The sequence below is a fragment of the Tessaracoccus yangjingae genome, assembly GCF_055326235.1.
In genome coordinates this window covers 287,406-300,839 of the sequence record NZ_JBUZNN010000004.1, presented here as the reverse complement: position 1 = coordinate 300,839, position 13,434 = coordinate 287,406, and the positions used below count along the sequence as shown (strand labels likewise).

The 13,434-nt window shown below is 72.0% G+C and carries 10 protein-coding genes; all 10 read left to right on the top strand.

Annotated elements, in window-relative coordinates; all coding sequences use genetic code 11:
* Positions 1-325 precede the first annotated feature (325 nt).
* The 10 genes from ACZK5D_RS08535 to ftsZ all read left to right on the top strand — a co-directional run bounded on the left by ACZK5D_RS08535 (position 326) and on the right by ftsZ (position 13,375).
* Positions 326-2,083: a peptidoglycan D,D-transpeptidase FtsI family protein gene (locus tag ACZK5D_RS08535; RefSeq protein WP_463665004.1), complete on the top strand. Its 1,758-nt coding sequence runs from the start codon at positions 326-328 to the stop codon at positions 2,081-2,083.
* Entirely contained in the window at positions 2,083-3,642 is a 1,560-nt protein-coding gene (locus ACZK5D_RS08530; protein WP_463664957.1) for a UDP-N-acetylmuramoyl-L-alanyl-D-glutamate--2,6-diaminopimelate ligase, read from the top strand. Before ACZK5D_RS08535 ends, ACZK5D_RS08530 begins: the two co-directional genes overlap by 1 nt.
* The gene (locus tag ACZK5D_RS08525; RefSeq protein WP_463664956.1) at positions 3,620-5,053 is read left to right on the top strand and encodes a UDP-N-acetylmuramoyl-tripeptide--D-alanyl-D-alanine ligase; all 1,434 of its coding nucleotides are present in this window, start codon (positions 3,620-3,622) and stop codon (positions 5,051-5,053) included. Before ACZK5D_RS08530 ends, ACZK5D_RS08525 begins: the two co-directional genes overlap by 23 nt.
* Complete coding sequence (gene mraY / locus ACZK5D_RS08520) at positions 5,050-6,120, top strand: phospho-N-acetylmuramoyl-pentapeptide-transferase (RefSeq protein ID WP_463664955.1); 1,071 nt, start codon at positions 5,050-5,052, stop codon at positions 6,118-6,120. The genes ACZK5D_RS08525 and mraY overlap by 4 nt, the downstream gene beginning before the upstream one ends.
* Positions 6,102-7,571, top strand: a complete 1,470-nt coding sequence (gene murD / locus ACZK5D_RS08515) for a UDP-N-acetylmuramoyl-L-alanine--D-glutamate ligase (RefSeq protein ID WP_463664954.1) — start codon at positions 6,102-6,104, stop codon at positions 7,569-7,571. The genes mraY and murD overlap by 19 nt, the downstream gene beginning before the upstream one ends.
* A gap of 14 nt (positions 7,572-7,585) precedes the next feature.
* Positions 7,586-8,818 (top strand): putative lipid II flippase FtsW, encoded by a 1,233-nt coding sequence (gene ftsW, locus ACZK5D_RS08510; RefSeq protein ID WP_463664953.1) that lies wholly within the window; start codon positions 7,586-7,588, stop codon positions 8,816-8,818.
* A gap of 4 nt (positions 8,819-8,822) precedes the next feature.
* Complete coding sequence (murG, locus tag ACZK5D_RS08505) at positions 8,823-9,914, top strand: undecaprenyldiphospho-muramoylpentapeptide beta-N-acetylglucosaminyltransferase (RefSeq protein WP_463664952.1); 1,092 nt, start codon at positions 8,823-8,825, stop codon at positions 9,912-9,914.
* A gap of 2 nt (positions 9,915-9,916) precedes the next feature.
* Positions 9,917-11,365 (top strand): UDP-N-acetylmuramate--L-alanine ligase, encoded by a 1,449-nt coding sequence (gene murC, locus ACZK5D_RS08500; RefSeq protein WP_463664951.1) that lies wholly within the window; start codon positions 9,917-9,919, stop codon positions 11,363-11,365.
* Complete coding sequence (locus tag ACZK5D_RS08495) at positions 11,362-12,090, top strand: cell division protein FtsQ/DivIB (protein ID WP_463664950.1); 729 nt, start codon at positions 11,362-11,364, stop codon at positions 12,088-12,090. Before murC ends, ACZK5D_RS08495 begins: the two co-directional genes overlap by 4 nt.
* Before the next feature lie 142 nt (positions 12,091-12,232).
* The gene (gene ftsZ / locus ACZK5D_RS08490; protein ID WP_458994337.1) at positions 12,233-13,375 is read left to right on the top strand and encodes a cell division protein FtsZ; all 1,143 of its coding nucleotides are present in this window, start codon (positions 12,233-12,235) and stop codon (positions 13,373-13,375) included.
* Positions 13,376-13,434: the final 59 nt, after the last annotated feature.

Below are 13,434 nucleotides of genomic sequence, written 5' to 3'. Positions count from 1 at the left end.
GGCGGACAGACCTGATCCCAACGGCCCCAAGGGAGGCAAGCGGCCTCCCTCGCCGCGCGGCACGGGCGACTCGAAGCCCCGTCCTGCCACGGGTGCGCCGAAGCCCCGTCCTGTCACGGGTGGGACCAAGCCCCGTCCGGTCACCGGTGGCTCGCAGCCCCGCCCGGTCACCGGTGGCTCCAAGCCCCGCGCGGCCCAGCCCGCCGCGTCACGGCCCGGCGGCACACCGAAGCGGGCCGGGGCCACCCGTCGCCCGGCGCCCCGCCGCCACCGCAAGTCGGTCCGCCTGCCCGTGGGGCGCACCAGCGTGCGGATCCGCGTGTTCATGGTCACCCTCGGCGTGCTCCTGTCGATCGCCGGCGTGCGCGCCGTCCAGTTGCAGGGCATCGACGCGCAGGCGTTCGCCGCGGAGGCCGCGGCCCAGATGCAGTCCACGCGTGAGCTGCCCGCCACCCGCGGCACCATCACGGACCGCAACGGGGTGGTGATGGCGGCCACCGAGCCGGCCATGATCGTCTCGATCGACCCGGACATGATCCGCACCAACGGCGCCGACAAGCGCTACGCGATGAGCGAGAAGAAGCAGGAGGAGGCCGCGGCCGCTCCCAGCGCGGTGGCCGACATCCTCGTCGAGCACCTCGGCGGGAAGAAGTCCACCTACCTGGCGCTGATCAACACCCCCGACTCGCGCTACGAGATCGTCAAGCGCAAGGTGCCGGCCGCCGTGTTCACTGCCATCCGGGCCGACATGCAGAAGGGCTTCGGCGGCGACGGCACGCGTCCCTGGAAGGGGATCTTCGGCGACCCCGACCCCATCCGGGTCTACCCCAACCGGTCCGTGGCCTCCAACGTCGTGGGCTTCGTCAACGGCGACGGGGAGGGCGCCGCCGGCCTCGAGTACGTCCTCGACGGCGAACTCGACGGCACAGCCGGCAAGCTGGTCTACGACTGGTCCACCTACGGCCGCATCCCGCTGGGCACCAACATCATGACCCCCGCCCAGGACGGCACGTCCTACGGGCTGACGATCGACTCGGACCTCAACTGGATGACCGAGCAGATCCTGGCCGAGTACGTGAAGCAGGCGGGCGCCTCGACGGGCAAGGCCGTGGTGATGAACGTCAAGACCGGGGAGATCCTGGCGCTGGCCAACAACCCCGGGTTCGACCCGTCGAACACGCGGGCCGCGGACGCGGAGGACCTCGGCAACCGCGTCGTCACCGAGGCCTACGAGCCGGGTTCGGTGCAGAAGGTGCTGACCATGGCCGCCCTCGCCGACCAGGGCCTCGTCACGCCCACGACCCGCGTGAAGGTGCCCGCGAGGATCGCCTCCGGCGCCGGCTACGTCCGCGACTCGTTCGACCACGGCGAGCTCCAGATGACAGCCAGCGGCGTCGTCGCCCAGTCCTCCAACATCGGCACCATCCTCCTGTCGCGGCAGATGGAGAAGTCCGCCCTCTCGCAGTACCTGTCCGCCTTCGGCCTGGGCGCCAAGACCGGCGTCGGCCTCCCCGGCGAGACCGCAGGCAGCCTCCCCGGCACGGACATGGCCGACTACACGCGTGACCAGGTCTCCTTCGGCCAGGCGCTGTCGGTCAACGCCGTCCAGATGGCCGCGGCGATCAACGCCGTCGCCAACGGCGGGGTCTACGTGCAGCCCACCATCATCAACTCCGCCACCACGGCCGACGGCGAGGCGCTGGACCTGCCCGAGCCCGTCACCCGGCGGGTGGTCTCCGAGGAGGCCGCAGACATGGCGCTGACGATGATGGAGTCGGTGATCACCCTCAACGAGAACCGCGCCATCCCCGGCTACCGCACCGGTGGCAAGTCCGGCACGGCCCAGCGCTTCGACCCGACCTGCAAGTGCTACAACGGCTTCACCGCCAGCTTCGTCGGCGTGGCGCCGGTGGAAGACCCGCAGATCCTGGTCTACGTCGTGCTCGACCAGCCCACCAACGGCAACCTGGGCAGCCGCCTCGCGCTCCCCGCCGTCAACGACATCCTCGAACTGGCCCTCCCGCGCTACAACGTCGCCCCGTCGACGACGCCGCCAGCCGAGACCCCGCTAACGTTCGAGTGATGAACGCCACGCCCCGCCCCGCGCCCCCGCCGCCGGCGCCCCTCGCGGTGCTCGCCGACGGGCTGGGGCTGCTGGGCGACGCGCAGGGCCGGGTCGCGGTGACCGGCATCACGCTGGACTCGCGGGCCGTGCGGCCGGGCTGGCTCTACGTCGCGCTGCCCGGCACCCGCACGCACGGCGCCGCGTTCGCCGGCGCCGCCGTCGCGGCGGGGGCCGCCGCCATCCTCACCGATCACTCTGGCCTGGCACTGCTCGCCGGGCCGGCGGTCCCGGTCCTGCTGGCCGACGACGCCCGGCACGCGGCGGCCGTCATGGCGGCGCGCTTCTACGGCGAGCCCGCCCGCGCCCTGACGATGCTGGGCGTCACCGGCACCAACGGCAAGACCACCACCGTGGCCCTGCTCCAGGCGGGCCTCGCCGCCGACGGGCGCCTGGCCGGCACCATCGGGACCATCGGCTTCCGGCTGGGCGCCGAGGAGCTGCGCACCTCGCGCACCACCGTCACCACCCCCGAGTCCCCGGACCTGCAGGCGCTGCTCGCGGTCATGCAGCGCCGCGGCGCGCAGGCGGTGGCGCTGGAGGTGAGCTCGCACGCCCTGGCGCTCAGCCGCGTGGACGGCATCGAGTTCGACGTGGCCGCCTTCCTCAACCTGGGCCGCGACCATCTGGACTTCCACCGCGACCTCGACGACTACTTCGAGGCCAAGGCCTCGCTGTTCGAACCGGGGCGGGCGGCCGCCAGCGTGGTCTGGATCGACGACCCGAAGGGCCGCGAGATCGCCCACCGCGTGGCCACCCACGGCAGGAGCCGGCTGATCACCGTCGGCAGCACCCCCGAGGCGGACTACGTCCTCACCGGCTACGAGGCCCTCGCCCCGCTCGGCGGCCGCGCCACCCTCACCAGGGCGGGGGAGTCCCTGACGCTCGAGCTGACCCTGCCGGGCGAATACAACATGATCGACGCCGCCGTCGCGTTCGCGATGCTCGAGGCGGTGGGCGTGAGCGCCGACGCCGCGCTGACGGGGCTGCGCGGCGCGCAGGTGCCCGGCCGGATGCAGCGGGTGGACCTGGGCCCGGGCGCGCCGCTGGTGGTGGTGGACTTCGCGCACACCCCGCAGGCGGTCGGGGCGGCGCTCGAGTCCCTGGCCGGCCAGGGCCGCATCGTCACGGTCCTGGGCTGCGGCGGGGACCGCGACCCCGACAAGCGCCCGGAGATGGGCGCGGCCGCCGCCCGCGGCAGCGACCTCACCATCATCACCGACGACAATCCCCGCTCCGAGGACCCGGCCGTCATCCGCGCCCAGACGCTCGCCGGGGCCCGGCCCGCCCTGCGCGCCGGCGCGGAGCTCATGGAGGTCGAGGGGCGACGCGCGGCCATCGAGACCGCGCTGAGGGGGGCCGGCGCCGGTACGGTGGTGGCCATCCTCGGCAAGGGACACGAGCGCGGGCAGATACTTGCAGACCGCACCGTCGACTTCGACGATGTCGAGGAAGCGACGCGAGCCTGGCGCCGCCTGACCGAGGAAGGAGCCACCGATGCGTCCCCGCACGATGACTGAACTCGTCGAGCTGATGCAGCCGGCGCCCGTCGAACTCTTCGGCGACGACGCCGTGGCCGGCCCGGATGTGATCATCGACAACCGCGAGACCACCCCCGGGGCGCTGTTCGTCGCCATCCCGGGCGAGCGGGTCGACGGCCACGACTACGCCGCCCCCGCGGCCGCCGCCGGGGCCGCGGGCGTCATCGGCATGGCCGTCACCGAGGCGCCCGTGCCGCACATCCTGGCCGAGGACTCGGTGGCCGCCCTCTCCTGGCTGGCCCGCGGAGTCGTGCGCGAGGCCCGCGCCCGCGGCATGGTCAGCATCGGCGTAACCGGCAGCTCCGGCAAGACCAGCACCAAGGACCTGATGGCGCAGGTGTTCGAGGCCGCCGGCCCCACCGTCGCCCCCGTCGGCTCGCAGAACAACGAGGTGGGCGTCCCGCTCACCGCCTGCCGCGTGGGCGACGACACCGCCTACCTCGTCTCCGAGATGGGCGCCCGCGGCGTCGGCCACATCGCCTGGCTCACCTCTCTGGTGGGGCTCGACGTGGGCGTGTGCCTCAACGTCGGCCGCGCCCACGTCGGCGAGTTCGGCGGGGTGGAGGCCACCGCGCAGGCCAAGTCCGAGATCGTCGCGGACCTCGCCGAGGACGGCTGGGCCGTGCTCAACGCCGACGACCCCGCCGTCGCGGCCATGCGCGGCCGCACCCGCGCCCGCATCGCCTGGTTCGGCGAGGGCGAACTGCCCGACGGCGACCTGCGGGTCACGGCCCGCGGCGTCACCCTCAACGCGCTCAGCCAGGCCTCGTTCGACCTGGTGGTGGACGACGGGCACACCGAACGCACCGCCCCCGTCACGCTGCGGGTGATCGGCCGGCACCAGGTGGGCAACTCCCTGGCCGCCGCCGCGGCCGCGCTCGCCGTCGGCCTGGACCTCGGCCTCATCGCCCAGGCGCTGTCCGGGGCCTCGCCGCGGTCCAGCTGGCGGATGGAGCTGCACCCGCGCGCCGACGGCGTCCTCATCCTCAACGACGCCTATAACGCCAACCCCGACTCGATGGCGGTGGCCCTGGCCACCGCGGTGGAGCTGGGGCAGGGCTCGCGCGCCGAGCACCCCGGGGCCCGGGTGGTGGCGGTGCTGGGCGACATGCTCGAGCTCGGGCCGCTCGCCCCCGAGCTGCACGAGGAGGTGGGCCGCCTGGCGGCGGACCTGGGGGTCGCGGAGGTGGTCGCCGTCGGCGGCCTCGCCGAGCACGTGGTGGCCGGCGCCGCCGCGGAGGGCCTGCCCGCCCGCGTCTCGGATCGTGCATCCGTGGCCGCTTCCCTTAGCCTGTCTCCCGGCGACGTCGTCCTCATCAAGGGCTCACGAGGCGTCGGATTGGAAACGGTCGCGGCCGAGCTCGCGGACGGAAACGGAGGCGCCAAGTGATCAACATCCTCGTGGCGGGGTCCCTGTCGCTGCTGTTCGCGATGGTGGGCACGCCCCTGCTGATCAAGTTCCTGACCCGGCGCCAGTACGGCCAGTTCATCCGCGAGGACGGACCCACGGCCCACTACGTCAAGCGCGGCACCCCCACCATGGGCGGCCTGGTCATCATCGGCGCGGCGGTGCTGGCCTACACGCTGTCGCACCTCGTGCGCTGGCAGCCGCCCAGCCTGTCGGGCGTGCTGCTGCTCGGGCTGGCCGTCAGCATGGGCTTCCTGGGCTTCCTCGACGACTGGGCCAAGATCTCCAAGGAGCGCAGCCTCGGCCTCACCGCCCGCGGGAAGCTGGTGGGGCAGTTCCTCATCGGCGGCGTGTTCGCGTTCCTCGCGCTCAACTTCCCCGACGAGCGGGGCCTGACGCCCGCGTCGCCGGCCATCTCCTTCCTGCGCGACATCCCCTGGCTGACCCTGCCGCTGCTGCTCGCCGTGCCGGTCATCATCTTCCTGATCATGGCGTGGTCCAACGCGGTCAACATCACCGACGGCCTCGACGGGCTGGCCGCCGGAAGCGCCACGCTGGTGTTCGCCGCCTACACCATCGTCAACATCTGGCAGTTCAACCAGTGGTGCGCGCGCACCTCCACGGCGGGCCCGCGCTGCTACGAGGTCCGCGACCCGCATGACCTCGCCGTGGTGGCCGTGGCGTTCGCCGGGGCCTGCTTCGGCTTCCTGTGGTGGAACGCCAAGCCGGCCAAGATCTTCATGGGCGACACCGGCTCGATGGCCATCGGCGCCGCCCTGGCCGGGTTGTCGATGATGACCCGCACCGAACTCCTGCTGGTCATCCTCGGCCTGCTCTTCGTCATCGAGGTCGGCTCCGTGGCGCTGCAGGTGGCCTACTTCAAGACCACCAAGGGCAAGCGCATCTTCAAGATGTCGCCCATCCACCACCACTTCGAGCTCGTGGGCTGGGACGAGGTCACCGTCGTGATCAGGTTCTGGATCATCGGCGGGCTCTGCGTGGCGCTGGGCGTGGGCATCTTCTACGCCGAATGGGTGGTGGGTCAGTGACCAAGGACTGGATGCGGACTGCGGACCGGCTCTCCGACTGGCCGTCCGCGCAGGTGGTCGTCGCGGGGCTGGGGGTCTCCGGCTTCGCCGCGGCCGACGGGCTCATCTCGCTCGGCGCGAAGGTGATCGTGCTCGACGAGTCCGAGACCCACGCGGACAAGGCCACCCTGCTCGAGCACCTCGACGTCACCGTCGTGCTGGGCCCCGGCTCGACGGCGCAGCTGCCGCCGGGCACGGACCTGGTGGTCACCTCGCCCGGCTGGCGCCCCTCCGCGCCGCTGCTGCGCCAGGCCGCCGCGGCCGGCGTCCCCGTGTGGGGCGAGACGGAGCTCGCGTGGCGGATGATGCAGCCGGACCGGGCCATCCCGTGGTTGGGCATCACCGGCACCAACGGCAAGACCACCACCACCCAGATGCTGGAGTCGATGCTGATCGCCGACGGCCGCAAGGCCGCCGCCGTGGGCAACATCGGCCGGCCCATCATCGAGGCCATCCTCGACGACACCGAGTACGACGTGTTCGCCGTCGAGCTGTCCAGCTTCCAGCTGCACTGGATGAACAACGTGCACCTCCACTCGGCGGCCGTGCTCAACCTGCACCCGGACCACCTGGAGTGGTACGAGGGCGCCCCTGACACCATGAGCCTCTACGCCGCGGACAAGGCCAAGATCTACGAGGGCGTGACCCACTCCTGCGTCTACAACGTGGCCGAGCCGGAGACCGAGAAGATGGTGGAGGAGGCCGAGGTGGTCGAGGGGGCGCGCGCCATCGGCTTCACGCTCGGCACCCCGGCCGTGTCCATGGTGGGCATCGTCGACGACCTCATCGTGGACCGCGCCTTCGTCGAGCAGCGCCGAGACTCCGCGCTGGAGCTGGCGAAGGTCTCCGACGTGCAGCCCTACGCGCCGCACAACGTGGCCAACGCGCTGGCCGCGGCCGCGCTGGCCCGCAGCTACGGCGTCAAGGCCTCGTCGGTGGCCGCCGGGCTCAAGCGGCTCCGGCTGTCCGGCCACCGCATCCAGCAGATCGCCGAGGACTCCGGCGTGCGCTGGGTGGACGACTCCAAGGCCACCAACCCCCACGCGGCCAACTCCGCCATGCAGGCGTACCCGTCGTTCGTGTGGATCGCGGGCGGCCAGGCGAAGGGCACCACCTTCGACGACCTGGTGCGCCACCACCGCGCCAAGATGCGCGGCGCCGTCGTCATCGGCGTGGACCGCCACCTCATCGCAGACGCGCTTGCCCGACACGCGCCCGAGGTCCCGGTGCGGGTGCTGGACAGCACTGAGACTGGGGTGATGGACGAGGTGGTGGCCCTGGCGGGTGCCATGGCCCGCCCCGGGGACACGGTTCTGCTCTCCCCGGGCTGCGCCAGCCTCGACATGTTCGACAGCTATTCGGCCAGAGGCGAGAAGTTCGCCGAGGCGGTGCAGCGGTACCTCGCAGGGTGACGGGAGAGGAAGAGATGGCCATAGACGCAGTGACCCCGGCGCGGCCGATCACCCTCTGGTCCCAGGTCAAGGTGCTGGCCGCCTCCCCGATGGCCCCGTTCTACTTCATCGTGACGAGTGTGGCTGTCCTGGTGGGTGTCGGCTTCCTGATGGTGCTGTCTGCGTCGTCGGTGGTGGCTCAGGTGGAGAAGGGTGACCCCTACTACTACACCGTCCGGCATTTCGGCTTCCTCGTCGCGGGCGTCGTCGCGGCCCTGATCCTCAGCAGGATCAAGCCCGCCCACCTTCGCCGGCTCGGCTGGCCCGCTTGGGCGCTGGCCGTGGGGCTGCTGATCCTGGTGGTGCTCTTCGGCGCCGAGATCAACGGCAACCGCAACTGGCTCCAGCTCGGCCCCATCCAGTTCCAGCCCGCCGAGTTCGCAAAACTTGCGCTGGTGGTGTGGTGCGGGACGGTGTTCCACATCAAGCGGGGCAGGCTGCACGAGCCCGCGCAGCTGGCCATCCCGCTGGTCCCGCTCGGCGGTCTGATCCTGGCGCTGGTGCTGGCTGGCCGCGACCTGGGCACCGGGCTCATCATCGGCGTGATGCTGGCGTTGGTGCTGTTCTTCGTGGGCGCCTCCATGCGGGTCCTCGTGCCGTTGGGCGCCGCCGCGCTCGTGCTCGTGGGGCTCCTGATCTACGGCTCCGGCAACCGCATGGACCGGATCGCCATCTTCCTCAACCCTGAATCCAACACGGACCTGTCCTCACAGCCGATGGCCGCCCTGTACGCCCTCGCCTCCGGCGGATGGTGGGGGCTGGGGCTGGGGGCCAGCCGCCAGAAGTGGGGCGGCCTCAAGACCGGCGCCCACACCGACTACATCTTCGCCGTGATCGGCGAGGAGCTCGGGCTGTTCGGAGTGTTGCTCATCATCGCCCTCTTCGCCCTCCTCGGCTGGGCGGGGCTGGAGGTGGCGATGCGCTCGGACGCAATGTTCAACAAGGTGGTCGCTGCCGGCATCACGGGGTGGCTGCTGGTCCAGGCCGTCATCAACATCTTCGTCGTCCTGCACCTTCTGCCCGTGCTGGGCGTTCCGCTGCCGTTCGTCTCCAACGGCGGCTCCGCGCTGCTCGCCAGCCTGATGGCGGTGGGCGTGCTGCTGGCACTGGCACGGGACACCCCGGACGCGCGCGCGTTCATCGCCGCCCGGAAGAAGAAGTCGAGGCCGCGGATGACCAGCGTCATGGCCGCCACCAGGGAGGACTGAGACCATGCCCAGCATCGTGATGGCCGGCGGCGGGACCGCCGGCCACACCTCGCCGCTCATCGCGACGGCCAAGGCCATCCTCGACCGGGGGCCGGCGGACATCGTCTGCGTGGGCACCGCGAAGGGGCTGGAGACCCGCGTCATCCCGGAGGCCGGGCTGGTGCTGCGGCTCATCGATCCGGTGCCCCTGCCCCGCACCCTCAACCTGGACCTGGTCAAGCTGCCCGTCACGCTCACCCGCTCCGTCTCCCAGGCGCGACGCATCCTCAAGGAGACGCGGGCCGATGTGCTCGTCGGGTTCGGCGGCTACGTGTCGATCCCCGCCTACCTGGCCGCCCGACTGTCCGGGGTCCCCGTCGTGGTGCACGAGGCCAACAAGCTGCCCGGCATCTCCAACCGCATCGGGGCCCGGTTCGCGCGCTTCGTCGCCACCACGTTCAAGGAGACGACGATGCGCGGCGGGCGGCTGGTGGGCATGCCGATGCGCCGCTCCATCACCCACCCCGAGGTGTCCGCCGCCGAGGCCAGGGTGTCGTTCGGGCTGGATCCGGACCGCCCCACCCTGCTGGTCAGCGGCGGGTCGCAGGGCGCGCGGAGCATCAACCTCGCCGTCGAGGAGGCCCGCGACGCGCTGCTCGACGCCGGCGTCCAGATCCTGCACGTGCTGGGCCCCAAGAACATGACCGACGCCCACGTGCCGGTGGAGCGTCCGGGCGGTGCGCGCTACCTGCCCGTGGCCTTCGTCCAGGACATGGCCGTGGCCTACGCCGCGGCCAGCCTCATGGTGGGCCGGGCGGGCGCCGGAACCGTCATCGAGACGGCCGTCTCGGGGGTGCCGGTGATCTTCGTGCCCCTGCCCTACGGCAACGGGGAGCAGGCGCGCAACGCGGCCGAGCTGGTCGCGGCGGGGGCCGGATTCCTCGTGTCGGACGACCAGTTGACGCCGAGTAGACTGACGGCGCTGGTGCTGGACACGCTCGGAGACCCCGAGCGGCTGGCCGCCATGTCGGAGACGTGCCGCGGGATGTATCCCTCGGACGCCGCCGAGGTCCTCGCAGAGGCCGTCCTCCACGTGGCGGCCCACGGAAAGGTATGACGATGCTCCTCAATCCCATTGAGGTCGTTCCGGCCGCGCAGGTCGGTCCCGTCCACTTCATCGCCGCTGGCGGCTCGGGGATGAGCGGCATCGCCCGCCTCTACGCCGAGCTCGGCATCAAGACCTCAGGCTCGGACCGCTCGGACTCGACGGCGCTGCGCAACCTCGCCCGCGCCGGGGTGACCACCTACGTGGGCCACGACGCCTCCCAGCTGGGCGACGCCCGCACCGTCGTCATCTCCTCGGCCATCCGCGCGGACAACGTGGAGCTGGTGGAGGCGCGCCGCCGCGGGCTGCGCATCTGGCACCGCTCCGCGGCGCTGGCCGCCCTCATGCAGGGCAAGCGCGGCGTGTCGGTGGCCGGCACGCACGGCAAGAGCACCACCACCGCGATGACCGCCATCATGCTGAGCGAGGCCGGGCGGGATCCCAGCTACGTCATCGGCGCGCCGCTGTCCACCACCGGGGCCAGCTCGGCGATCGGATCGGGGCCCGCGTTCGTCGTCGAGGCGGACGAGTCGGACGCCTCCTTCCTGCAGTACCCCACCGAGATCGCGGTGATCACCAACGTCGAGGCGGACCACCTCATCAACTGGGGCACCCCGGAGGCCTACGCCGACGGCTTCCGCGCCTACGCCACCCGGCCGCCCGTGCAGCACGTGGTGATCAACGTCGACGACCACGGCTCCCGCGCGCTCGCCGACGCCCTGGTGGGCGAGGCGAAGCACATCATCCGCTACGGGGAGGCGGAGGACGCCGACGTGCGGATCACCGACGTCGAGGCGCACGGCAACGGTGTCGCGGCCACGCTCACCTACGGCGCGGACTCCGGCCGCATCGTGCTGCAGGTGCCCGGCAACCACAACCTCGCCAACGCGTCGGCCGCGTACGCGGTGGGCCGGATCCTCGGGCTCTCCCACCAGGAGGCCGTCGACGCGCTGGGCCGATTCGAGGGGACGCTGCGCCGCTTCCAGCTCATCACCGACACCGCCGGTGTCCGCGTCTACGACGACTACGCCCACCACCCCACCGAGATCCGGGCCGCGCTGACCGCGGCCAGGCGCGCCACCGCCGCAGGCAACGAGGCCACGGGCCTCCCCGGCCGGCTCATCGCCTGCTTCCAGCCGCACCTCTACAGCCGCACCGTCGACTTCGCCGACGAGTTCGGCGAGGTGATGACCCTGGCGGACGTGGCGGTGATCAACGACGTCGACGGCGCCCGCGAGGACCCGGTGCCCGGCGTCACCGGTGAGCTCGTCGTGGACGCCGCCATCCGGCACGGCGCCAAGGACGTGGTCTACGTCAAGGAGAAGTACGACCTGCCGGCGGCGCTCAACGAGATCGCCCGCCCGGGCGACCTCATCATCACGCTGGGCTGCGGCGACGTCACGATCGTCGGGCCGCTCCTGGCGGACCTCCTCAAGCAGCGGCCTGACGCACAGGTGTCGTGACTGAGGCGCTTCCTCCGGGCGAGTTCGCCAAGGCGCTGCAGCTCAAGCGGCTCTCCCAGCGCCGCCGGCGCTGGATCCTGCGCGGCTCCCTGGCCGCCGCCGCGGTGCTGCTCCTGGTGGGCGGCTGGCTGGCCTTCTTCTCGCCGGTGTTCGAGACGCGCGCCGTCGTCGTCGAGGGCACGTCGCTGCTCACCGTCGACGAGGTGACCGCGGCGGCCGCCGTCGAGATGGGGGTGCCGCTGCTGCGTCAGGACGTGACGGCCGTCACGGAGCGGGTGAGGGCGTTGTCTCCTGTGCGCGAGGTGGTGGTGTCGCGGCGGGCGCCGAACACGATCGCCGTCGAGGTGACCGAGCGCGAGGTGGCGTTCCAGCGGAAGCGCGAGGGGGAGTGGGACTGGGTCGACGCCGACGGCGTGGTGTTCCACCGCACCGCCGAGCCGCGGCCGGACACCATCCAGGTCACCAGCAGCAGCACCGACGAGCGGCTGCTGCGCGATGTCGCGGTGGTCGCGGCCCACATCCCCGACGGGATCCGCCCCCAGGTCCGGCGGATGACCGCGGAGGCGGTGGACCGCATCACCCTCACGCTCACGGAGGGGCGCACCCTGGTGTGGGGGAGCGCGGAGGAGTCCGGGCTCAAGTCCCAGGTGGCGGCCGCGCTGTTCACAAACGTGGAGGCGGAGGTCTACGACGTCTCGGCCCCCCGCCACCCCACCACCAGCTGAGCCACCGGGAGCCGTCCGGGCCCGTGACGGCGGAGCTTTCGAGGGGTCGACGACGAACCCTGAAGTAGCACTTGAGGTGAATCCGTGACCAATCCGTCGTGGCGTTGGACGCTGGCCGCGACGCTCCCATAGCCTTCAGGGCATGGCAAGCGCATCTCAGAACTACCTCGCGGTGATCAAGGTCGTCGGCGTCGGGGGCGGCGGCGTCAACGCCGTCAACCGCATGATCGAGGCCGGGCTCCGCGGAGTGGAGTTCATCGCAGTCAACACGGATGCGCAGGCGCTTCTCATGAGCGACGCCGACGTCAAGCTCGACATCGGCCGCGAGCTGACCCGCGGCCTCGGCGCCGGCGCCGATCCGTCGAAGGGCCGCCAGGCCGCCGAGGACCACGCCGACGAGATCGAGGAGGCGCTCAAGGGCGCCGACATGGTCTTCGTCACCGCGGGTGAGGGCGGCGGCACCGGCACCGGCGGCGCGCCCATCGTGGCCAAGATCGCACGCTCGCTCGGCGCGCTCACCATCGGCGTGGTGACGCGCCCCTTCTCGTTCGAGGGCCGTCGCCGCTCCACGCAGGCCGAGTCCGGCATCGAGGGGCTGCGCGAAGAGGTGGACACCCTCATCGTCATCCCCAACGACAAGCTGCTGCAGATGACGGACCGCCAGGTGGCCATCCTGGACGCGTTCAAGCAGGCGGACCAGGTGCTCATGCAGGGCGTCTCCGGCATCACGGACCTCATCACCACCCCCGGCCTCATCAACCTGGACTTCGCCGACGTGAAGTCCATCATGAGCCAGGCCGGATCGGCCCTCATGGGCATCGGCTCGGCCCGCGGCGAGGACCGCGCCCGCGCCGCCGCCGAGATGGCCATCTCCTCGCCGCTGCTCGAGGCCAGCATCGACGGCGCCCACGGCGTCCTGCTGTCCATCGCCGGCGGCTCGGACCTCGGCCTGTTCGAGGTCTCCGCCGCGGCGCAGCTCATCGAGGAGGCCGCGCACGACGAGGCCAACATCATCTTCGGCACCGTCATCGACGACGCCCTGGGCGACGAGGTGCGCGTCACGGTCATCGCGGCCGGCTTCGACGGCGGGCAGCCCCAGAAGCGCCAGGCGCGTCCGGTCGAGCAGCGCCAGGGCCAGCCGTCGCGCCCCGTGTCGCAGCCCGCGGCCAGCTTTGCGCCGCAGGTCAGCCCCATGCCCGGCCAGCGTCCCTCGCCGGCGCCGCAGCCGTCGCCTCGCCCGGTGGATGACGACGACGACCTGGACGTCCCCGACTTCATGAAGTGATCGGCGCGCCTCGGTGCGTCGGGCCCTTAACCGTTGCGTCGGGCGCTAGCCTCGTGGCA